At 53.6% G+C, this 20,972-nt stretch carries 28 protein-coding genes and 1 tRNA gene; 1 reads left to right on the forward strand and 28 read right to left on the reverse strand.

Translation table 11 applies throughout. The features are described from left to right. Positions 1–3: 3 nt before the first annotated feature. From QWF21_RS12305 to QWF21_RS12355, 11 genes are all read right to left on the reverse strand, one after another. Positions 4–369 carry a hypothetical protein gene (locus QWF21_RS12305; RefSeq protein WP_330088349.1) on the reverse strand — a complete coding sequence of 122 codons (366 nt, stop codon included), beginning with the start codon at positions 367–369 and terminating at the stop codon, positions 4–6. Then, positions 366–3,917, reverse strand: coding sequence for a tape measure protein (locus tag QWF21_RS12310; protein ID WP_330088350.1), 3,552 nt, complete (start codon positions 3,915–3,917; stop codon positions 366–368). Before QWF21_RS12310 ends, QWF21_RS12305 begins: the two co-directional genes overlap by 4 nt. Positions 3,918–3,980: 63 nt before the next feature. After that, on the reverse strand, positions 3,981–4,727 hold the full coding sequence (locus tag QWF21_RS12315; protein WP_330088351.1) for a phage tail tube protein: 747 nt from the start codon (positions 4,725–4,727) through the stop codon (positions 3,981–3,983). After that, a complete protein-coding gene (locus QWF21_RS12320) occupies positions 4,724–5,164 on the reverse strand; it encodes a phage tail terminator protein (RefSeq protein ID WP_330088352.1) in 441 nt (146 codons plus the stop codon). Before QWF21_RS12320 ends, QWF21_RS12315 begins: the two co-directional genes overlap by 4 nt. Next, a complete protein-coding gene (locus QWF21_RS12325; protein ID WP_330088353.1) occupies positions 5,164–5,589 on the reverse strand; it encodes a gp436 family protein in 426 nt (141 codons plus the stop codon). Before QWF21_RS12325 ends, QWF21_RS12320 begins: the two co-directional genes overlap by 1 nt. After that, entirely contained in the window at positions 5,589–6,032 is a 444-nt protein-coding gene (locus tag QWF21_RS12330) for an HI1506-related protein (protein ID WP_330088354.1), read from the reverse strand. The genes QWF21_RS12325 and QWF21_RS12330 overlap by 1 nt, the downstream gene beginning before the upstream one ends. An 81-nt stretch (positions 6,033–6,113) precedes the next feature. Next, positions 6,114–7,007: a Mu-like prophage major head subunit gpT family protein gene (locus tag QWF21_RS12335; protein ID WP_330088355.1), complete on the reverse strand. Its 894-nt coding sequence runs from the start codon at positions 7,005–7,007 to the stop codon at positions 6,114–6,116. A 43-nt stretch (positions 7,008–7,050) separates the two neighbouring features. After that, the gene (locus tag QWF21_RS12340; RefSeq protein ID WP_330088356.1) at positions 7,051–7,428 is read right to left on the reverse strand and encodes a hypothetical protein; all 378 of its coding nucleotides are present in this window, start codon (positions 7,426–7,428) and stop codon (positions 7,051–7,053) included. Further along, positions 7,425–8,546 (reverse strand): phage protease, encoded by a 1,122-nt coding sequence (locus QWF21_RS12345; RefSeq protein WP_330088357.1) that lies wholly within the window; start codon positions 8,544–8,546, stop codon positions 7,425–7,427. Before QWF21_RS12345 ends, QWF21_RS12340 begins: the two co-directional genes overlap by 4 nt. Before the next feature lie 79 nt (positions 8,547–8,625). Beyond that, positions 8,626–9,363, reverse strand: a complete 738-nt coding sequence (locus QWF21_RS12350; RefSeq protein WP_330088358.1) for a hypothetical protein — start codon at positions 9,361–9,363, stop codon at positions 8,626–8,628. A 124-nt stretch (positions 9,364–9,487) separates the two neighbouring features. Further along, positions 9,488–9,943 (reverse strand): phage virion morphogenesis protein, encoded by a 456-nt coding sequence (locus tag QWF21_RS12355; RefSeq protein ID WP_330088359.1) that lies wholly within the window; start codon positions 9,941–9,943, stop codon positions 9,488–9,490. Between the two features lie 20 nt (positions 9,944–9,963). On the opposite strand from QWF21_RS12355, the gene QWF21_RS12360 reads away from it, so the two are divergent. After that, positions 9,964–10,034, forward strand: a tRNA-OTHER gene (locus QWF21_RS12360). Here the strand turns inward: QWF21_RS12360 and QWF21_RS12365 are convergent. The 17 genes from QWF21_RS12365 to QWF21_RS12445 all read right to left on the reverse strand — a co-directional run bounded on the left by QWF21_RS12365 (position 10,029) and on the right by QWF21_RS12445 (position 20,969). After that, complete coding sequence (locus QWF21_RS12365) at positions 10,029–11,348, reverse strand: phage head morphogenesis protein (RefSeq protein ID WP_330088360.1); 1,320 nt, start codon at positions 11,346–11,348, stop codon at positions 10,029–10,031. The genes QWF21_RS12360 and QWF21_RS12365 overlap by 6 nt on opposite strands. Further along, a complete protein-coding gene (locus QWF21_RS12370; RefSeq protein WP_330088361.1) occupies positions 11,335–12,897 on the reverse strand; it encodes a DUF935 domain-containing protein in 1,563 nt (520 codons plus the stop codon). The genes QWF21_RS12365 and QWF21_RS12370 overlap by 14 nt, the downstream gene beginning before the upstream one ends. Before the next feature lie 12 nt (positions 12,898–12,909). Beyond that, positions 12,910–14,547, reverse strand: coding sequence for a hypothetical protein (locus QWF21_RS12375; protein WP_330088362.1), 1,638 nt, complete (start codon positions 14,545–14,547; stop codon positions 12,910–12,912). Further along, complete coding sequence (locus QWF21_RS12380) at positions 14,547–15,125, reverse strand: DUF3486 family protein (RefSeq protein ID WP_330088363.1); 579 nt, start codon at positions 15,123–15,125, stop codon at positions 14,547–14,549. The genes QWF21_RS12375 and QWF21_RS12380 overlap by 1 nt, the downstream gene beginning before the upstream one ends. Beyond that, positions 15,122–15,418: a VpaChn25_0724 family phage protein gene (locus tag QWF21_RS12385; RefSeq protein ID WP_330088364.1), complete on the reverse strand. Its 297-nt coding sequence runs from the start codon at positions 15,416–15,418 to the stop codon at positions 15,122–15,124. The genes QWF21_RS12380 and QWF21_RS12385 overlap by 4 nt, the downstream gene beginning before the upstream one ends. Before the next feature lie 6 nt (positions 15,419–15,424). Next, positions 15,425–15,718 carry a DUF2730 family protein gene (locus QWF21_RS12390; RefSeq protein WP_330088365.1) on the reverse strand — a complete coding sequence of 98 codons (294 nt, stop codon included), beginning with the start codon at positions 15,716–15,718 and terminating at the stop codon, positions 15,425–15,427. Further along, complete coding sequence (locus tag QWF21_RS12395) at positions 15,718–15,927, reverse strand: TraR/DksA family transcriptional regulator (RefSeq protein ID WP_330088366.1); 210 nt, start codon at positions 15,925–15,927, stop codon at positions 15,718–15,720. Before QWF21_RS12395 ends, QWF21_RS12390 begins: the two co-directional genes overlap by 1 nt. Positions 15,928–15,929: 2 nt before the next feature. After that, positions 15,930–16,145 carry a hypothetical protein gene (locus QWF21_RS12400; RefSeq protein ID WP_330088367.1) on the reverse strand — a complete coding sequence of 72 codons (216 nt, stop codon included), beginning with the start codon at positions 16,143–16,145 and terminating at the stop codon, positions 15,930–15,932. Continuing rightward, the gene (locus QWF21_RS12405; protein ID WP_330088368.1) at positions 16,142–16,402 is read right to left on the reverse strand and encodes a hypothetical protein; all 261 of its coding nucleotides are present in this window, start codon (positions 16,400–16,402) and stop codon (positions 16,142–16,144) included. Before QWF21_RS12405 ends, QWF21_RS12400 begins: the two co-directional genes overlap by 4 nt. Continuing rightward, on the reverse strand, positions 16,402–16,947 hold the full coding sequence (locus QWF21_RS12410) for a glycoside hydrolase family 108 protein (protein WP_330088369.1): 546 nt from the start codon (positions 16,945–16,947) through the stop codon (positions 16,402–16,404). Before QWF21_RS12410 ends, QWF21_RS12405 begins: the two co-directional genes overlap by 1 nt. Before the next feature lie 79 nt (positions 16,948–17,026). Next, entirely contained in the window at positions 17,027–17,755 is a 729-nt protein-coding gene (locus tag QWF21_RS12415; protein WP_330088370.1) for an SHOCT domain-containing protein, read from the reverse strand. A gap of 111 nt (positions 17,756–17,866) precedes the next feature. Continuing rightward, positions 17,867–18,790, reverse strand: a complete 924-nt coding sequence (locus QWF21_RS12420) for an AAA family ATPase (RefSeq protein WP_330088371.1) — start codon at positions 18,788–18,790, stop codon at positions 17,867–17,869. Between the two features lie 9 nt (positions 18,791–18,799). Beyond that, the gene (locus QWF21_RS12425) at positions 18,800–19,219 is read right to left on the reverse strand and encodes a Mor transcription activator family protein (RefSeq protein WP_330088372.1); all 420 of its coding nucleotides are present in this window, start codon (positions 19,217–19,219) and stop codon (positions 18,800–18,802) included. Next, complete coding sequence (locus tag QWF21_RS12430; RefSeq protein ID WP_330088373.1) at positions 19,212–19,697, reverse strand: hypothetical protein; 486 nt, start codon at positions 19,695–19,697, stop codon at positions 19,212–19,214. Before QWF21_RS12430 ends, QWF21_RS12425 begins: the two co-directional genes overlap by 8 nt. After that, positions 19,694–20,254 (reverse strand): gp16 family protein, encoded by a 561-nt coding sequence (locus QWF21_RS12435; RefSeq protein WP_330088374.1) that lies wholly within the window; start codon positions 20,252–20,254, stop codon positions 19,694–19,696. The genes QWF21_RS12430 and QWF21_RS12435 overlap by 4 nt, the downstream gene beginning before the upstream one ends. Then, on the reverse strand, positions 20,251–20,622 hold the full coding sequence (locus tag QWF21_RS12440; RefSeq protein ID WP_330088375.1) for a hypothetical protein: 372 nt from the start codon (positions 20,620–20,622) through the stop codon (positions 20,251–20,253). The genes QWF21_RS12435 and QWF21_RS12440 overlap by 4 nt, the downstream gene beginning before the upstream one ends. After that, positions 20,619–20,969, reverse strand: coding sequence for a hypothetical protein (locus QWF21_RS12445; protein ID WP_330088376.1), 351 nt, complete (start codon positions 20,967–20,969; stop codon positions 20,619–20,621). Before QWF21_RS12445 ends, QWF21_RS12440 begins: the two co-directional genes overlap by 4 nt. Positions 20,970–20,972: the final 3 nt, after the last annotated feature.

Here is a 20,972-nt window from a genome sequence, read left to right on the forward strand (position 1 = left end):
CTTTTAAACAGTGATAAATCGTAGGGTGACAGCCATCAGGTAACTGTCGTTGTCTGGGTCTACCTCGTCTTGCAGTGGTGTGGCAGCGACTGGCTGGTTGCTGTAATCCCACATCACGGTAAAGGTGCGGCCATCGCCCAGGGTGATCTGAAATTCGCCTGGTGTTTCTTCTGCATGGGTTACCAGTGCATTGACCAGTTCGCGGGTAATCAAGTCCTCTTGCAGCACAATAGAGCGGCCTGCCTGGCGCTGGGCTACCTCAACCATCAAGGCACCGCTGCTGGCATATTGGGTATTTGCCACCCGGCTAGACCAGCTGTATTCATTCACCCATGGCATATCGGGCATGGTGATGGTGTCGATGATCATAGCGATGTACTCCGGGCACGTTCGACGTGTGCTAAAAAGCTATTGGCATCGTTATTGGCCATGCTGGCCTGATAGCGACGGCCCTCCAGGTTAAGGATTAAGGTAATAGTGTTGTTGCTGGCCCTTTGCTGGGTGGCCTGAGGCTGTACCGGGGCAGTGCTGGTAACCTGGCTTTGAGGTTGAGTAGGGCGCGGGGCTGCTTCTGCTCGCTCCTGTTCGCGCTGCAGCTTTTCGGCGGCTTCTTCTTCGCGTTGCTGCTTTTTCACCTGGTAAATTTCCCTGGCAAGTTTTAGCGCGTGCTGTGCTGCCCGGATGGCCTCTTCATCGCCTGCTTCTTGCGCCACTTTGAGCTTTGCCTGCAGCTCTGCCTGTTGCTGTTTGTACCGTCGCTCCTCGATGGCATTCTGGTTGTCGTTCAGACGATCCAGTTCGTCTTGCAGGCTTGCTACAGTGCCCTGGATCCCATCTCGCAAGCTCAGAATGCGTTGCTCTGCCTGGGCAATTGCGTTACGTAGCGGAGCCAGTTCGTTAGCGCCAAGCTGTGAAAAGGTGGTATCCGTTACATGGGCAATGCGGCGGATCTGCTCTAAGGTGATCGCGCTGTTTTGCAGTTGCTCGGTGAACCGCCGTACTTGCAGGGTTTCGCTGATGATTTGCTGTTCGCGGGTAAAGCCCGCGTTGCTAGTCGCAGCCAACTCGCGCCACCAGACGTTATGCACACGCCGGTTCTGGTCTATCATCCAGGTCAATTCACTGTAGCGCTTTGCCAGATCCTCTGATGAGGTGTTAGCAAAGTTGAACTGCTCGGTCAGGTAGGCCTGAGCGGATGCATACAAGCTGGTTGCTGTTGTTGCGGCAGCGGTTTGATTGGTTAAGTCGTCCAGGCTTTCTGATTGCTGGGCGATGGATGCATTGGTGCTGTCGGTGCTTTGCTTTGCATCTTTCTGGCTTCCGGCCATCTCGGCAGTACTGCCGCCCGCTTGCCCCATCAGTTGCTGCAGTGCCTGCACCAGCATCAATTGGCGTTGCAGCTGCTCGTTGTATTGCTCGGTGTTGATTGTCCCGGCCCGGTAGGATTCGTTAAGCCGCTCCAGCTCGCGCTGCGCTTCCTCCAGGGCCATTTTCACTTCAAAGTAATTGGCAGTGCGTAAGGATTCGATTTCTGTCAGCGTTTGCAGCTGCTCTTTAAGCAGGTTCTGAGCTTGCACCAGGCGCAGGGTTGCCTGGCGCTTTTCTTCAATGCTGGCGGTTTCGCTTTCAATCACGCTTTGGTACAGGGCGATGGTGGCTCTGGTCTTGTCCACTTCCTGGCGCAATATGCCCACGCTTTGTGCATAGCTTTTAGAGCTTTCAACGGCTAAGCCCTGCTTTTTCAGCAGCTCATCGAATTGCAGTGCCAGGCCCTGGTTGGCAGCAGTTAAACGCAAGCTTTCAGGGATAGCGGTACCCGTTGCTTTGGCGGCGATTAAGGCAGCTTCGGCATATTTCAGGAAGGCGGCTCGTTGCTGCTCTATGGGTTCATTGCCAGTACGAATGGCTTCATAAGCCTGGCGGAAGTTTTCGGCGGTTTCCTGCAAGCTGGCCGTGGAAGCAATGCCGAGCTGCTTATAGGCTTCTTCAATGTCCTCTGCAGTGCTATTCCAGACAGCGCGGTAATCCTGCAGTGTCATGGTTTGGTTTTGCAAAACCTTAGTGGCATGCTCCCAAAACCCGGTTTCCTTATTCATCACCAGGAGACCGTCATCAATCGCCTTGTTCAGCTGTTGACGTGTTTGGAAGTTGGTGGATAGCCTTAGATTGATCTGTTCAAGCTCATTGGCCCAAAGAGCCTCCTGCTCGGCTAAATCCTGCTGGCTTTCCTTCAGGTTATCGACGGATCCTTTGTAGTCCCATAAAGCTTTGACCAGAGTGCCAATCTGCACGACGCCGTATGCAATACCCGCCCAGATCCCTGTTTTTGCCAGTGTAGCCGCCAAGCCAGTTAAGCTGGCCATCCAGGCGAGTGTGGCAGCGCGGGCTTTGCCTAAAGCCGCTGTTACGCCAGCGAGTGTCAGGCCATACATCTTGTTGGCTAGGGCAGCGGCTTTTTTTGTGCCGATAAGGCTTAGCAGGGCGGCGATAGAATTTCTGGTGCCAGCCACCAGATCGATAAAAAAGCGGCCAACTTTTAATGTTGCCCATACCGCGACAACGGTACCAATGACCCCCTTAAACTCGTAAAGGGTACTGACTGTTGTTTTAACGCCTTCGCCAATACTTACCAAGGTATCGCTGATACTTTTCGCCCATTCCTGCAGAGAACCATCCGCTGCCATGCGTTCGAACTCGCTGTTCAGGGACGCGATTTGACCTTTTAGCCAGTCCATAGAGCCGGAAGTGGCAATCAGGTTGTAGAACTGAGACAGGTTGTCCTGGGCGTTAGAAATAAGACCAGAAAGCAAAGACATGTTGGCAACGGCAGCACCTTCGGACTGGCGGCCCATCTCCTCCATCAGGGCTTTGATCACATCGCGGCCAATCTTGCCTTGCTCGGATAGTTTTTGCAGCTCAGCGGTGTTTTTGCCGGTGACTTTCGCCAGCAGATCCCAGATAGGGACACCCTGATTGAGTAGCTGCATGATTTCCTGGCCCTGCAACTTTTGCTTGGCCCAGGCCTGGCCTAAGCCTAGCGCGATGGAATCCAGTTTTTCAAAGCTGCCGCCCAGTTTAAAGGTTTGGTCGACTACGGCTTGCAAACTTCCATCCATCGGATCCAAACCATAGGCTTTTAGCCGAACAAAGGCGCGAGAAACCTCTTCTAATTGAAGGGGGGTTGTCTTGGCAAAGTCTTTAACCCATTCAGTTGCTTTTTCACCACCTTCCAGGCTGCCCATCAAGGCCGTGAATTGCACGCCCAGCTTTTCAAACTGGCTGCCGGTTGAGAACATTTCACGGATGGCGCGGGTAAGGCGGGTAACCCCAAAGTAAGTACCGGCAAGAGCTGTTAACCGGCCAACCAGATTACTTGTTCCCGCTGAAAATTGATTTTGCTGGCCGTTGGCCCGCAGGTAATCGTTACCGAGTGCACGGGTGTCGGCGGCGGTTTTCTTCAGCTCATTTTGAACCCGGCGCTTTTCGGTACTCAGGACGCGCGTATCGACACCGGATTTTTTTAGGGCAGCTTGCAACGTGGTGTGGCGGCTGGCGTTTTGTGCCAGTTCGCTGCGCATCTGGGTTAGCTCTTTTTCCGCCGCATCAATATTCTTGGCCAGTACCGTGAAGGGTTGGCTGGTATCCTGGGCATCTTTTTGCAGTTTCTGCAGCCGCATGGCGACAGCGGTTACTGCAATCTCATTGGCATCCAGTGCCCGCTTTGAGCGCTCAAACTCGCTAATCAGCCGCTGTTGGTTCGACAGCCGATCCATTTTCTGGGCCAGCGCATCGGTTTTAGGGTCGGCCTCGGCAGCACCTTTGCCCACATCGCGCACAGCAGAAGCCATTTTCACCAGGTCTTTATCACCGGTGACGTTGGCGGCTATGCGTAGGGCTAGTTCAAGGTTCTTGCTCATGGGGTGCTGGCTCCGGGCTTGGAAAAAGTGAGGCCTGGCGGCCTCACTGGGTTGTGTTACGGCTTACAGTTCGTGGTATTCAAAGGGGGCGTCTTTGCCATCCACTAACTTGATTTTTCCGCTTAAGGTGGTGCTTACAAACTCGGAAGCCATGAAATCTACCGGGTTGGTTGGTGCCAGGGCGGATTCCGGGATTTCCAGTTTGCAGTTTTTTCCTGTTGCCAGGTTTTTCAAGTCGCCAACGATGCGAGCACGGATCTGCGGACGTAGACCACCTTTTACGGCCATGCCGCTGATGGCGTTGTACTGATAGGTCAGGGTGATGGCTCCGCCTGCCTCCATAGCACCGCCTTTTTTGGCGCGTATTAATCCAGCTGCATAGTTGATTTCTACGTCTGCAGCAATATCCAGTGGCCCGGCTGGTGTAACAATGGCTCCAGTGATACCTGCCCCAGCCAGGTTGCTGTGGGCCAACTTCGCCCAGCGCTGGTTGGCAGGAAGCGTAATTGCTTCATCTGTGGCCGTACCGCTGCCCTGATTGATGACAGAGGTATCACCCAGCAATGCCATCGCCAGCAGCTCGGCAGGTTGGTCATCAAATGCAATGGTGATTTCGCTTGGCTGGGCTATTTTCACTACATCCAGCGCCTGGCCATGACTGGCCTTACGCTTAGAGGTGCGCACCACTTCATTGCTGGGGGTGTTGATAGCCAGTTGAGAGACGTTGACAGGGCCAATTAAACCCGTGCTGGCTCCGGTATCGGTTAGGCGATCAATAAAAATATCGCCTGCTAACAATAAACCGCTCATGTGCGATCTCCTTTCAGTCTGAATTTGACGTTAAACGCCAGGGGGTAATAAGCGTGGCCCTTGGTGTAGCGGGGCTTTGCCGGTGAATTAATGCGGGTTAACACGTGCTTGCCGTCGACCAGGTTGTTGCCATGCAGTGCTAACAGCAGCTGCTTGATCAGTTCGCCAGCTTCACGGTTCGGGTTCTGGCCACGGCCCTGGCGGACAACAATAATCAGCAACCAGGTTTGGGTTACATGGCTGTAGGTACCGCCTTGCACAATGTCAGGCACCGAATCGCCAAAGTAGATGACATGGCAGGCCGGGGTTACCTGGCTGCGTTCTTCCACTTCGGCCAGGTCGTTGGTGCTGCACACCTGGCGAAAACCTGCTACAGACTTCGCTACATCAAGCAGGTGCGGCTCAGCAGCCAGGTAGTTGTCTCCGATATCGTGCATCAGATAAATCCCTTGCTGTTGCGGCGGCTAAATACCAGGCCATCCGATTGCATCACTGCAATGGTGCCGCTGGGCTGGGCCGGTTGGTCATCGGCCAGGCCCAGCTGCAAATCGCCTTTACCAACGGCTTCCAGGAACCGGATTACAGCTTTGTAACGGTCTGTGACTTGCTCCGGTGCCCGGTCACCATTTAACAGGTAGCGGGCGATGCTGCAGCAGTGGCTGGTTAGTACTGCCGGTACCGCTGACAGTGGCAGTTTGTAGCGGCCACCGATATAGCCATTGATTTCGGCAGTAGCATCGGCCAGTGCTTGCTCGACTACCGGCGTGTTGATGTCGCCATCGGCGGCACCTTCACGCCAGCTGAGCAAGGCTAAGTCGGTCTCGCCAAACCGGCTTATCATGTCAGCAACCGTGGCGTACATTACTCAGCGTCTCCAGCTTCGCTTTTGATTGCCAATGCGGCCTGATAGGCTGCCCAGGCTTCATTGCGCTCTGCTGCGGTTACCCGGCGGCCCGTCAATTGCTCCAGGGCGCTCAGCTGTGGCTGATTGCTTTGAGTAAAGTGATCGGGGTTGTCCGGCTGCAGCTGGGCAAACGCCTGTTCCAGCGTCAGCCCGGTTACAGCGGCTGATAATGTTCCGTCGCCCACTGGCCCTTGCGTGCCGCTACCTTTATTTGCTTCATCCTGCAAGCTAATGCTGTCTGCGTATTCGCCCACAACCAGTAACGGATCCTGGTGAATTTGCTGTAGCTGTTCGGCAGTAAGGTTTTCTGTTTCCACGGTGTTTTCACCTTGAACAAAGCGGATACCGCCCCGGCGATAGCCCGTATGAGCCGCGCAAACAATGAATAATAGTTTTGCCATTTCATGGTTTCTCCAATTAGCCGCTTGTAGCGGTTGTATGGGTTGTAAGGGTGCCGGGCGCGACCCCGGCTGCGTCGCGGGTTATGCCAGCCAGGGAACGACTAACAAGTCGAGCGCCTTGTAGTTGGTGTTGCTTTCACCGCCGACTTTTTGCGCCGCTTCAATAATCTTGCGGGCTTTAGCTCGGTTGGATGGGCCTACTACCAGCAAATCAGGCATCACGCCAAGCGGGCGACCTTTGTCGGACTTCACCGACATCATGGAAGAAATGCCAGCGTCCAGGTTGTCGTCGTTCAGTTCGGCCATGCTGGCAAACGCCATCTGCCAGAAGCCAAAGCCGACATTCAGGCGGGCATCAACGCCATACAGGTATTCGTCATGCATAAAGACATGATCCGAGTTGCCTGCATCAGTTTTGGCCTGCAGCCGGTAGTCTCGGCGCTTTTGCTTAATCAAGGGCTTGATGGGGCGACGGGTGTCGAGCACGAACCAAGGGTTGCCAGAGCCCGCTTGCATGTTACTGACGGACACTTCCTGGCCTTCTTCACCTACTGGGTGGTCGGTGTCAAAGAAGTTCTGGCCATCGTAGCAAGGGGTAGTAAAACCAGCGGCCAGCAGGGCATAAATCAGTTCATCCGGGTGGGTGGCAGCTGCATAGCCCATATCCTGGAACTTGGGCATTAAGATGCCGTACTGATCGTCTTCAATGTACTCAGCTGGGATGCCTTCAGTTGCTTCAAACTTCTTGTTTTTGATGGCATAGCTGTACACTTTGGCTTTTTCGATTTGCCGCTCACCAATCCATTCACGCAGCCGCTTGAACTCACCTAGCCAGCTGTAGTCATTTTGCGATGACGTGGAAGGTATTTCTGTGGCGATGCGATCACCAGTGGCAGTGTAGGTGTTACGGCCCTGGTTAAAGGCAGTGCTAACTGCAGTAAACAGCGCTTGCAGCGTCTGTGGTGTAATATCCATTTCTTGCTCCTTAAAGCAGGTTTAAATTCAGTACAACCGGGCGTTAAACGCCCAGTTCTACCCAGACACCATCGTCATCGACCTGGATGATTTTTCCGGCGATGGGGCGGCTGTTGGTGTCGTGACTTTTGGAAACAGTGCGGTCATCGACAAAGTAGGCGGTTGCGCCTACATCGGCAGCCACGATGTCGGTGGTGGTAAACTTGTGTTCACCGGCTTCCACTTCCACCCGCACAGCACCGGCTGCGCCTGGGTTGTTCACTGCAAAGGTCACCACACCAGCCGACAGCTCTGTACCAGCGGCTTGAGCCAATGGGATGGCCAGGCCCGCTGCCAGCACGGCGATGGTATTTACATGCAGCGAGGTTGCTGCTGCCACGGGATAGGCGCGTTTTACGCCAATGCGTTTTGCGATGCTCATGCTGATTTCGCCTTCTTAGCTGCCAGAAAAGCCGCTTTGTCCAGGCCGGTGGCCTTAAGGACCGCTAATTCTTCCTGGGTAAGTTCATCGTCACCGGTTTTTTCCGGCACTTTCGTGGTGGTGGTTTGTGCAGCGCTGAGCGCGGCAATGGCAGGGCGGTTATCCAGTACGCCTTTCAGTACAGCAATGCCGTTCTGGTTGCCCAGCTGGGTTAAGTAGTCGCGTTCTGCGGCCACAATCTTGCCGTCCTTGTGGGCTTGCTCAATCAAGCTGTCCACGGTGTCGGTGGTGCTCTGCTGGCGCAGTACTGCCAGCTCACTAACCACACCGTTGTAGGCGGCAATGGGCACGTATTGCGACAAGTCGATATTGCCAGGACTGGCTTTCAGTGCGGCCACCTGAGTGGTCAGATCCTCGGCATTGGCTGCCTGGGTTTGAAGGGCAGTCAGCGCGGCAAGCGCAGCCTGGCCTTGTTCTGCTGTGGGCTCGGTACCGTCTGCAACGGTAATACCGATAGCCGCAAGCAGCTGCTGTAGCAGTGGGTTCATGGGTGGTTCTCCCTGTTGGGGGTTGGTGGTAGTGGTAAACTTTTTCGCAGCCAGGGCGGCTATGGCGTCCATGCCATCTACCCCTGGGTAGTTGGTAAGCGCAGCCATTTGGATTTCTAATGGCTCACCGGTAGCTTTGTCGTAAGGGAAGACGGCAGACAGATAGCGGTATTCGCTGGCGTCAATGTGTGATTTGGCAGCACTGAGCCAGGCAGGTTTAATAAACAGGCCTTTACCAGGGCGGTATTGCATGTCTTTAAACCAGCCCGCAGCCGGGGCAGGTTTGCCGTTTTCTTCGGTTTTCAGGGTTTGGTGTTCGTAGTCGATGACCAGATCGTTAGCGCGCAGTTGGGCGCGCTGAATTAGCCTTGCCGCGATATCGGCATTCATCTTCCACTTGCCGCCAGGCACATCATGCGGGCGGCCATCTATGGAGCTGAATTCACCATCTGGCAGCAACTGGTACCAGCCATCCTCGCTGGCCAGTTCGCCAGACAGGGCGGCAATGCCGCAGCTGGTTGCGACGGTAGCAGATAGAATGGCCAGTGAAGTCAGTGATGGTTGAAACATAACAGCCCAGGTGGTTGGTTATCCTGGGCTGATTGTGGGCTAGGTGGGCAGCGGTTGTAGATTAAAGGGTTTTGCTAATCTAAGACAATCCAAATAGGTCTTTTCTGAGCTTTTCATTTTCGGATTTAGCATTGGAGAAAAAATCTGATTTTCTATTTATTAAGGTATTAGGGTCTTTCTCTATCATCCATCGACAGCTTAAATGAATATCATATGCCATTACTGAGCATAAATAATGTTCTAACATTCGGTCGCTCTTTTCGTTAGTCCCTGTATCGGTTTCGTCGTGATACTCGAAATACCTTTTAGCATCTAACCGTATTTTTTCTGTTAGCCCGTTATAGCTTTCTAGCATGTTATATATGTTTCTTATGTTTTTCCTTTTTTCGGAGGAAATGCAGGGGATTATGTACTTAAAGTACTCTAGATAGGCGGGGTATGAATGGGTCATTGAAATGGGGTGGTTGGAGTTTTTGTTATTTTTTACCTTTCGCGCGCTTTTAGCGTATAAATCTCTCGCCTCCTTCATTGGTCCTACTAGATCATGAATTTCTTCCATGATGGCATTGATGCGTATTTCTGTATCTTCTTTTCGTTTGTTTTGCTCACTATGGATGGCGAGCTTCCAGCCTAAGAAAACGCCTGCTAAGGTCGTAATCGCCTGAAGAAAGGCCATGAGCAAATTTTCGGCAGGAATACTCGGGAATATTTTAGGCACTAGATGAACTATCAGTGACAATGCAGCCAGCCATACCAGTAATGTGTAAGGCCCGAAAAATAATGTTACATAGTTCCTGTTCGTTTTTTTACGTTCCATTAGGCTCACACTCCTTAATAAACGCCCTTTAAATCGCGTCAGAATCGTTTAAAGGGTTTCCCTATGAATGCTGGTAGCTTAAAACCCTGCTGGACGCCTTACAAGCGATTTGAGCGCGTTTGGGCTAAATCAGGTAATCGGCCACTATGTCCAGGATATCGGTTTCGTCTTCCCTGGATAAACCGATCTGTTCCCGTGCAGGGATAGCGGCTGGCCCTGGGGCCATTTCCGGGGTGCCGCCGAAGTGGTGGATAGCAGCATAGATTTTGTTGCTGCCAATCTCCGCCCAGTCGCTGCCATAGTCGCTGGTATAGCTGGCAGCCAGGCCACCGGAACTGGCTTGCAGGATTTGCCCGCCCCGGCGGCTAGGGTTGGCTTTAAGGTAGTTGTCGGACAGCGCCTGCCAGGGGGTGCCGGTTACCGGGCTGGCCTCGGTGGCAAAGGCCCGCTCTGTGGCATCTTCCATCACGCCTGCAATGCGTTGCATGGGCTCTGTTAAATCGCCCAGCCGATCCATCAGCCCTTGCAGGACATCGATAACGGCGGTGCTGTTGTGCTCGATGGTAATTTTGTTGGTCATGTTTTATACTCAGTACTGCAGCTGATGTACTCTTAATGGTAAAGCGGCGGTGCTTGCATCGTTTATGTGGGTTCGACTCCCTCCATCAGCTGCCCACTTTCCCCTCCAGTAATTCATAGTTACTTTCCAGCAGGTGATAGGCCTCTACCTTGTAGACGTTGATGACCGTATCAAGCGGCTGCTGGCGCTTGTGCTTCCACCCCGTGTTGATGACCACTTTGACTTTGTTGTTGCCGCTGGCCGGGTACACATACAGCAAGTTCTGATGCGATTTATCCCACAAAACGGCCTCTGGCTGTGCCAGCATGGCTGGCAGCTGCAGGTATTCCTGGCGGCTGAGTGTAACCTCTCGGCGTTGATGCTTTGGGCTGTCAGCATGCAACAGTTGCTTTTCGCCGATGGCCAGCAGGGCAGTAGGGGCCTTGCCCAGGCGGGCGGTAACAGCGGCCTCTATCGCCGGTGTCATAAAGCCCAGCGCCTGCACCGTGTTGCCTGCCCGGCGTTTACTCAGCGCCTGGCTGGCCCAGCTGGCAAACTGGGCGTGGCGCAATTCGCTGTTGTTGATGGACTGGATCAGCTGGCTACGCAGCTCAATGCTGCGGGCTGAGCCCAGCTTTTTGGCGATGGCCATGTCGGTGCCAAAAGCGGCTTCACCAGGGTTGTAGGCCCAGCCAACATCGGGCTGCATCACGCTGCCATCCGGCAGGCGGATCCGTACATGGTCTACCTGGATCACTTCGCCGGTTCGCTGGTCGATGCCTGCCTCGGCGGTGATGTCTTCCACATAGCGCCCGCCGTTCTCTACCTGCAGCCCCAGGCGTTCCACCTGTGCTGCTGTCAAAGCCCGGATACGGCAGCGGCAGCCCCACCCATTGGGCGGGTAGATGTGTTGCCAGATTGGATCGTCATAGCGGAATACTTTGCCGTTTAAATTGGCGTGGGCCGGGCGGGTTTGGCCATCCATGACCGCGACGTACATCCAGTAGGGGCGGTCTTCTGCATTGGCCAGCTGGCGGCGATAGCGGCCGGCCATGTAGGCGGTTTGCAGGTTGTTGCGGTAGATGTTGCGAAGCCGGTACACACTGCCGAGTTGCACTTGCTGAGCGCCACCGGCGCTGTCTACCCAGGTTTGCTTGCCCCACCAGCCCAGCTTTTGCAGCTTCGGTGCCAGGCTATCTACGAACTGTTTTGCCGTGGTGCCGTTTGCCAGGGCGCTATCCACTTCGGTGCGTATCGCCTCCAGCACATCCATGCGCATGGCTTTGGCTACGGTAAACGCCCTGGCATGGGCGCGCTGCCAAATCTCCCACCAGTTATCCGATACGGCGTACCCCTTGGCGCGGAAGTAGGCCACAGCATCAGCCGGTGGCATGTCGAAGGCCAGGCGCAGATCAGGTGTTGGCATTGAGCTGGCCCCAGAGTTCGCCGACAAACAGCACTTGCGCCAGGCGCTGGGTTAGCAGGCTGTCGTCCATGCCTGGCCAGAGTTGTTCCAGCTGCTGCGCCATAGCCTCTGGGCCTTGTTCAGCCGCATCGAATACCGGCTTGAGCAAGCCCAGCATTTGCTCATCAAACTGGCCAGTACTGAGCTTGTCCAGGGCTTGCTCCAGCGCCATCTGGTCGGCAAAGGCGGCGGTGGCATTGCCGCGCAGGGCAGCGATGCCAGTTAAGCCGGTGAAGCCTGGCAGGCGCTCGGCAATTTGCAGCACAGGCTCTTTGCCATCGGCCATGGGGATTTTGGTTTTTTCGTGCAGCCAGGCCACCGGGATTTGAGCACCGACACTAACCAGGGTTTTCAACGGATCGGCAATTTTTGTGTAGTCCTCGCCCTCGCTGGTGTCGAACTGAAAGCGCGGATGGCGGCGGTAATCACGAAAGGATTTGCCGTTCAGTGCATACAGCGGGTAGATAATATCGCGGGTTAGGGTTTGCTCCAGGGCTGCTAAATCTGCATCACGAATTTCATAGCGCACTTCGTTATGAATGTTGCCCAGGGCATTGGTGCTGCTGGCACCGTCGGCCTGAGTGGTCAGGGTACCGCCCAGCACGGCTTTTGAAACTGACTTTTCACACCAGGCAATCATGGCCATAAAGGGATCGCTTTGCCCGTCTGCCGCATTTTGAAAGTCGATTTCCATGCCCTTGGGGATGATGCCTCCGGCGTTATGGCCAATGCTCATCACGGCCCGCAGCAGGGTGAGCTTTTCGCGTTCGCTGGCCCCAGCCGGGTATTTTCCCAGGCGGATTGGTAGGCCGTAAATTTCTAAGAACTCGGCCAGATCCCGTACAGAGTAGTTGGCGAACAGGAAGGGCCACACCAATACCCGCACCAGCCCCCGGCGCTCCAGGTAACCACTTTTGGCTTTGGCGGTATGGCTAAGCCAACCGAAGGGCCGCAGTTCCATGCCGTTGTGGCTGCCATCACGTAGCATCAGCTGATTACGCTTATCCGGGTTAATCTGGAACCAGGATGGATCCCGAAATTCGCAGCTGGTGATGACATGCTGCTTTTCGATGTATTCCCAGGTGAGTTCCTGATTGCTGTAGCCCTTTAGAATGGCGTCGGATGCATCAAAGATGGCATCACGCAGCCAGACTGCTGTGCGTAGCAGCTCTTCCAGCATTTCGGTGTCGCGTTTCTCGGCAGCGCTGGCATTGGGTGGCGGCAGGATATTCCAGGGCACGGACAACAGTGACAGACGGCGCTTGCCCAGCTCGCTCTGGATATGGGCGCTTTTCTCTTCCATGTCTTCGGCCAGCTCGCACTGCGCAATCAGATTGCCTTGTTCGGCTTCTTTTAAGATGTTGGCGGCCTTGGCTGGTGTTAAACCGCTACTTGGATGACCGCCAAAATGGCGGTGCAGTTGTGCCAGGCGTGCTTCGGCTTCGGTTTGCGGGGTTTCCAGGTCGCCTTCAAAGGGGCGGCCCCAACGGTCTACTATGGTGCTTTTCATGGTGGGTTCCTGTTACCAGCAGCCTGATGCTGACTGGGTGATGTCGTCGTCTTCGTCTACATGGCCAAACAGGCCTGCTTTGCCAGGCAAGGCAGTGAATTCGGTTGCACCGCCTTCCATCCAGCTGGCCCGGATAGCCATTGCCAGGGCAACTGCAAAGTCACCGTGTCGCTGTTGGCCATCGGTACCTTTCCCAGATCCTTTCTCAATCTGCGGTATGCCATTTTTCAGTTGGATTTTGCAAAGATCGTCCAGAATGTCTTGATGGCGAGGTATTTCCAGATTGCCATCATCAAACTCTGCTTTAAGTTTGGGCATCCACTCGCGGTACCAGGGCTGATTGAGCATGACGCAATCAATCATATCGCTGCCATATTTCAGCCTGGCAGCTTCCGCCAGGTAGCCCCCGTTACCTGTGCTATCAAACGCTGCAGCGGTGAATCGTGGCAAACGCTCCAGGATAAACATCAGAATTTGCCGTTGGGCCTCATAGGTTGTATTCGCCAGCTCTACGACAAAAGGCACCCGCTTGGTCAGGTCTTTGCGAATAGTAAGCGGAACGAACACGGACAAATCGCCCTTGCGCGCGAAGTCTTCACCAAAGACATGGCGGCAGTCGATAGGGAGCTGTTCAATTAAAAATGCGACGTTGTTCGCTAGCCACTCGTCAACGATGCGTTGGCGTTCGTGCTCTGTTTGCAGCTCAAAATCTTTAGGGGCGGTAAAACGTACAATGGGGATGGAATGGTCTTTCACCATCGCCCGTTCAATCAGGGTGCGTTTGAGGTATAAGCCACTACCAGCTTTGGGCACGCAAAAGTATTCTTCCAGCGCATCTTCTTCCGTGGCAGTGTCTTTCAGTAGTCCAGCTTTCCATTCGTCTTCTTTGGCCTGGCTCCATTCCAGCTTGCGGATTTGGCAGATGCGCTGATAGAGGCCATCCCGACACGCATCATCCAGGGTAATGGTATGGATGCTATAACGCTTTTTCCCGGCCCGGCTGTCTTGGATCAATTGGTTGAACAGGTTGTCGATGCCGTTATGAGTGCTGATTAAACGAACCCGACTGCCCCACATGGTGAGTGCCAATGCAGCTTTAAGCACCTCGGCCAAGCGCTCATGGAAAGCGGCTTCATCTATGGTGACGTTCCCTTGCATACCCCTTAGGTTGCTGGGATTAGAGCTGAGTGCCTGTATTTTGAATCCGCTGGAAAAGTGAATGACAAAGGTTAGGATCTCTTTGCCTTCCTTGCCGCCATCGTTAAAAATTTCCTCCTGGATTTCTGAGCCAGCTTTATTAAAAACCCGTGCCCACATAGCGGCGGCTTCGATAAATTCGCGAGCCATTTCCTTGTTACTGCCCACATAAAAGTGGTTGCAGCCGCCGTTATCGCGACGGGTACTGGCGCATAGTACGGCATCGGCTGCCTCTGCCCAGGTAAGGCCGGTACGACGGCTTTTCTCGGCAATTTTTAACGGGCTTTCATCGGCTATCCAGCTTTTTTGGTAGCCTAGTAGCACTTCTTTGGGGTCGAAACGGCTTAGCTGGCTAACATGATGATCCACACTCTCGGCCACAGCCTGAGCGACGGGGGTAAGTGCAAGTGCGGCAGCAGTCACTGCTGCGGCAACTGTTTGCTTTAGCTTCATCAGGCTATCCCCAGAATTTCCCGTTTGAGCGCGGCCACACCTTCGGCAGTCAGGCCCTGTTGACTTGCAACTTTCTCTGCCACTTCTGCAGCTTCACTGGCAAATAGCTGACGCATTTCTTTTTCGCGCTTGTGCGAACTCATGGCAGCGGCTTCGATGCGCTGGCAAAGCAAAGCCATTTGGTTGAGTGACTTTGGATCGGCAGATATTTTGCCTTCGGCCATGTCCATCTGAGTTTCAAAGGCCAGTGCTCGGATCCCTTCTTGCAGAATCTTGCCAAGGTCTGATACCGGAGCGTTGCCCAGTTTGGCAGTCCACACTTCGGCCACTTCCCGCGCCTGGCGTATGCGCTGGCCAATATCTTCCATACGTTTGGCATAGCGATTTAAACCTGACTTACTAAGTTGCTGGTCTTCAGGCAGTCCTTTGGATTCAATCAACTGGTTGATGGCCTCGACGATTTCAATCTGCTGCATACGGCCATCGCGTAACATCTCGTTTAGCTGTGCTTTGATGTCGGCAGGCAGTAGCTCGACTTTGCTACGTCGGTTTTTTGCTTTGGCTTGGTGCAGGCTCATAGCGTAGGCCTTGGCTTTTTAACACCTGGTACGCTAGCTTTGCCGGTGGCTACGTCGGATCCTCGTGCCGTTAATTTAGCCACCATATAACCGGCAACATCGCGCAGGTTGACCAGTTGTTGTTCGTCCAACCAAGCTATTTCGGCACGCACTGTGTCACGACTGACACTGTGGCCATAGGCTTCCAGGCATTGGTTAATAATGGATTCGTTGGCTTCATAGCCGCCCATTTCATTCAGGGATCGCAGAATGACAAGTCGCCGGTCTTCCTGCAGTATTTTGCTCATTGCCATGCTGGCTTACCTCTTTAAACGTTCTTCTAATAACAGATTGGCCAGGTTGTGCACTGGCTTGAGCTGTTCACGCAGGGCATGCAGTTCGCCGCGCAAATCAGACATTTCCAGTTGCAGCCGGTGTTGCTCTGCCTGGCTGGGCAGGCTGTTAACTTTGTTTTCTAAAATTTCCACGGCCATGGTGATGGACTCCAGTGCTTCGCGCCGGGCATAGGTTTTGGCCAACAGCAACTGGATCACGTTAAAGGCGGTGAGGATTAATGCCCAAATCACAGCACCCCATTCGCGGATAAAGTCCATTACTCGTGCTCCTGCTGGCAACTGACACAACGAACAGCACTGGGTACGATAGCCAGCCTGGCTGCGGGGATCTGAATGCCGCAACTGATGCAGTAGCGGCCATTCTCATCCTGGCGCGGGGGTTCTTTAGGGCGATTCAATGCGGCGGTAAGCGCCTGATCGCGTTGGCGCTGCTCTAACTCGGCAGCTCGGTCGAATATATCCGGCACGGCTATTCCTTGATGGTTTGGTTGATTAACCGGATGATCACGTGCTGCTCGGCCTTGAGCGCGGCGACTACCTGATCATCAATATCTGTTTCAGTACGAGCAGCTGCCCGTTCGGCAGCCGCTATCACGTTTTTAACCAGCAGTTCTGCGGCATACTTGATGGCCAGGTGCAGCAAGATGGCCTTGGCGGTTTTACCGGCGATGCTTAGTAACTTCATGGGGCAATCCTTAGTAAGTCGCGTAGGCGCTGGTTGTTACGTAGGGCTTCACCTATGCGGGGTGGTGGGCTGATAGCCCGCTGAATTTCAACCGGGGTAACGCTGTGCCAGCCGTTTTCAAACATGCTTTGCATGGTGCCGTCATGGCTGTGTAATGGCGGGGGCGGAACAGGTTGCCCTGAGGTATGGCAAGCCTGCTCTGCTTGCAATCGGCGCTCTTTGCCTTTGGCAAAGCTCCAATCCCAATTGCGGCCCATCAGGCGGCCCTCGTAGTGCTGTAGCCCAATTGCCAGCTGGCATCGGTAAGATCGCGCAGCCGGTTGAACCAGCCTTCAATAAAGGCGCTTTGTGCTGGATCCTTCGCCTGGATGCGGGCATAGAGCCTGGCACGGCGTAAGACATAACGGGCGGTGAGCCATTCGGCATCGGCTTGCCTGGCAGCACGCAGGCTGATAGGGCCTATGATGCCATCGGTGTTTACTCCAAGGATTTCTTGCAGCAGCCGGGCGGCCGTTCCGGTGCCATGCTGCACGGCACCATCAAAGACAGCCAAGGCAACGCCACCTGGCAATTCATGGCAACGGACAGGCCGCCAGTAGTCCCGGTGGTACAGGAAGGCTGCCCGCTCTTTGGTTAGGTTGGCAATGTCTTCGCGGGGGTAGGCCCGCTTGGAAATGCCAAAGTTGGTTTCCCCGCCCGGATCCTTTGGGTGATTAACATAGCCACCTTCCTTAGCGAGGACGAAGGCAACGGCGTGCTGAAAATCATGGCTGTATGGGTTTAAGGTGGTTGGATGTGGCATGGCTGCGATACGGACAGTAAGGGTGTACTGTCAGTATCGCGTGAGGCCGGAAGGAAGCTGGATTAAAGGGTTTTGCTAATTATGAAAGTATTTTAACTTTCTGGGCGGCAAATTCTTCTTCGGTCAGAATGCCTTTTTCTTTCAGTTCCAGCAGTTTTGATAATTCATCTGCCACAGAACCTTGCTTCTCTGACTGGGGGGCTAAGCTGTTCTCTGCTACTTTATCTTCTTCATCCGCTCGCTTGATCAAGACTGCCACCAGGCTATGCCAGTGCCGGGCTTTTTCCATCGCTGCTTTGTGAATGAAGCTGTTCTTTTTTGTCTCAATATCCATAAGATTGACATCATGAGTTGGCTTGTTCGTATCGTTTACCACGATTCTCAAATCAATGGTTTTAACTTTCTCGATGTTTTTCTTACTGCCAGATAGACCGCCTATGATTGCGCCTACGCCCCCAAGCAACAGGCCACCAACTAAAGCACCTCCAGCCTGGCTGGTTCGGTATGTTTTGGTAATGGAATCGCCGTCACTGAAAATCTCACAAGATAATACATCCTTGTAGGAGAACGTTCTGGTGGTTACATGCGGTCCTGAGTTGTCGATTAAGCAGATTTTTTTGCTGTTTTCATCAATCGCTATGCCTGCCAGGCCATTCTCAGCCATGATTTTCTGGGTAGGTTTGAAGTTCGGTTGAATCTTTAACCGCTTTTCCATTTTTTCTTTGCGTTTAGCAGTCATCTGTAGCTGGAAGATTGCTATTACAACTGCCGCAATCAAGAAGAGCACAACCATAGTTCCAAAGCTCATATCAACCTCCTGTTAAATTCAGGTAGACATTAGTCAAAAATTAAAATGAGTGCAATATAAAAAGCCCCGTTAAACGGGGCCGGGTACAACCATTACAAGCGCTACAACCGCTTAATGCGCTGCACTTGTAGCGCTGGTAGTTATTGGATCTGGCTGCAGCTGGTAGGTATAGACGCCTTTGACTTTGCTGCTTTGCCAGTGTTTTCCTTCGCCCTGGTCCAGCTTATTGCGGGCGGTTTTGTCGTCTTGCTCAAAGCCCAGTTGCTGCAGCAGGGCCTTTTTGTTGATGCCTGGCTGCTCTGCAATGATGGCTTTGGCGCGGGCTACAAAGTCCAGTTCGTCGGCGCTCATGCGGGCGGCTTCTACGTCGATGCCTTGCAGGCCAAAATCATCTACCCGCACGCTAAAGGCGCATTCCATAATATTGGCCCGCTCTTTGGTGGGGGTGAGCACAAAGGCAATTTCGCCTTCTTCGGCGTCTACCTTTGCCAGGCGGTACATATTGTCGACGCTGTTGCGAATGTTGTTGCTGCCCTGGTAGTTTTTGCCGTCTTTGTTGGCATGCGACAGGATCAGGATGGTGGCACCGGCTTCGCGCAGGTTCATAAACTTGTCCATGATGGCCATGGCGCGGGCATCGTGCATCACATCACCGAAGTTGCGCAGGCTGTCTACCAGGATCAGGGTGTTGGCATAGGCGCTGCCGCTGGCTTTTGCATCCAGTGCATCCAGCATTTCGGGGGCTTGCATGGTGGTTTTGCTGCGCTGCACGTAGTAGATATTGCGGTTGCTTATCAGCTTTTCCTGTACGCCACGGTCTTTCAGGACGTTTAGTGGGTTGTCGTAGTCCAGGTAAATGACCTTTTGCCCGCTGCAGGCTTTGGCAACGGCAAAGGCCAGCCAGCTTTTGCCCATGCCGCCATCGGCATACACCAGGGTGATCATGTTTTTGGGCAGGAAGCCGGGGATCAGGAATTCAGTTTGTTGCTCAAAGTCGCTCTGGCGCAGGGTTTGGGTTAGCAAAAAGTCGAACATGGTTTTTCCTTAAAACAAGTTGTACTGGCGGCGGGCGCGCTCTGCCAGGGTTTGCTCTTTGATGATGTTGTAGATCTGCACGTCGGTTAGCCGGTGTTGATCCGCCAGGCTACGGATGCTGGCCCCTTTGTTGTGGGCGTTGTAAATCGCTATGTTGCGCAGCATGGTTTTCAGTCTGTCGTTTCTTGGGATGTAGGTTTGTATGCCGCCCAGGTAATGGGCCAGCTCTATTACCAGGCGCTGTGCCAGGCTTTCCGGCTGCTTAACGTGCGCTTTTAGTTCGGATTCAAACAAGGCAATCAGGCTTTGCAGTTGCGCCGGTATGCGGTTGATTGCTTCGTTGCGCTGCTCTGGCTGCAGCTGATCCAGATCGGTGAGCAGCTGCTGCAGGTCGTCGCCTGCAAAGGCATCCAGTTGTTGTTCAGTCATGGGGTACCTCCGGTACTTTCACGCCGTAGCGTCGCATTTGCTCTGCCCATTGGCGCTTTTCTTCTTCTTTGCTCAAGCTGCTTTTAGGGCTGCGGTATTCGATGGTGCTGCCCGTGGTTTTGGGTGCTTGTTCCAGCTTGCTGGCCAGCACTTTTTTCAGGTAGTTGTGGTTAGTCAGTTGCTTGCCGGTACCGCTTACCCGGCTTTGCTGCAAACTGGCTACGGCTTGTTCCAGCGCTTCGGCCAGGGCTGGCTGGTTGCTGGTGAGTTCCAGCGTTTCCTGCACCAGAGTTAGCGCCTTGATGTTGCTTAAGTCCTGCTTGGCAGGGCGAAACATAGCCAGATACGCGACCATGTTGCCGCCCAGTTTGTAGTTCATGCGGGCGAACTGGCTGAGCAACTGGCGGCCTGCTTCGTCGGCGACCAGTTGATCCAGGTGCAGGTGGCTGTGGCAAACAGGGCAGCGACCTAACTTCATAGCATTGCCCCGTTAATGCGTTCCCAGCGCTTTAGTAAATAGGCGTAGCTATCTTGCGGGTGCGGCTCGTAGCCTCGCTTTTTCAGGTCGTCGAACAGGCAACGACGTGCCCAGCGTTTTAAGCTGTTTAGGGTTTTGGCAGCGTCTTCGCCTTGCAGCCACTGCACTTCTGCAATGCCGGTACCGCCATTGGCCTCGGCTGTCATGCGTTGTACCCAGCTGTTTAAGGCGTTCTCGCTGCCATCTTTAATAAAGCCAGCGCGGTGCATGAAGATCCACAGGGCTCGGATGGCACTGCGTTCGTCTTTTGGGCCTTGCTTGGTGCTTGGGCTTAATCGGCGGTTGCCTGCTTTTTTGACGGGTTTAAAACCAAGGCTGATAAAGGCCTCCAGCACGGCTTCCAGTTCTGGGATCGTCATATCCGTGCAGCTGGTTTTGCCGTTGCCGTAGTGGGCCAGATTGGCGCGGTAGCTGTCCATGTCCATCGCCAGCTGGGTGCGGGCGATGTGGATCATTGTTACCAGGTAGCGGCGTGGGTTGGGTTTGGTGGCTGTCATTGGACACCTTCTTTTGCTTTAAATTGGACAAAATAAGAGTCGCCAACTCGCCAACGGCAATTGTCAGGGTTTAAACCGTAATGTTTGGTATCTCTTAATTCCGGCCTAAAATAAGAGCAATTTTTGCAGGTTTCTCTTGTACCAAATCCATCCGTTATTCCTTGGCAGACAGTTACTTCTATCTGGGTTTCACCTCGCTTGAGATTATCGGCTACCGCTTCATATTCATCTTGGCAGCATACAAACTCACTCAGGCAGTAGTCCTTGTTGGCAAAGTAGTAACCTTCGGCTTGGTTCCAGTGAAGTGCTTCAAAAAATCCGTCCCATTCGAGACCACGTTCAGCTATCGCTTCATGTACTGTTTTCATTTTACTCTCCCGGCTACATACACAGCTGCCCTGTAACCAAAGGTGTATTGGTCTGTTGTGATTTCTTGGTCAGCCTCATCTTTACCATTCAAGCCATCTTCAAAGCCTTGGATGTAATCAGGATCGGTAGATACAGCAGATAAAACTTTATGTTTCATCGGAAAGAAGTTTGTCTTGTGTTTAGGCTTATAGAACGCCATATCACTATGCACTATCGCTTCGCCACCTACCCAAACAGTGAATTGAAATGGCTGGCAGTCCACAACAATACCGTCTCTAATAACCCACTCTGTAAAATCTTGCCCTTTGTCAACGAACTGGATCGTTTGATATTTTGGTTGTGTCATATC

This window comes from Alkalimonas mucilaginosa (genome assembly GCF_036327005.1).
In the GTDB taxonomy this organism is placed as follows: Bacteria; Pseudomonadota; Gammaproteobacteria; order Enterobacterales; family Alteromonadaceae; genus Alkalimonas; species Alkalimonas mucilaginosa.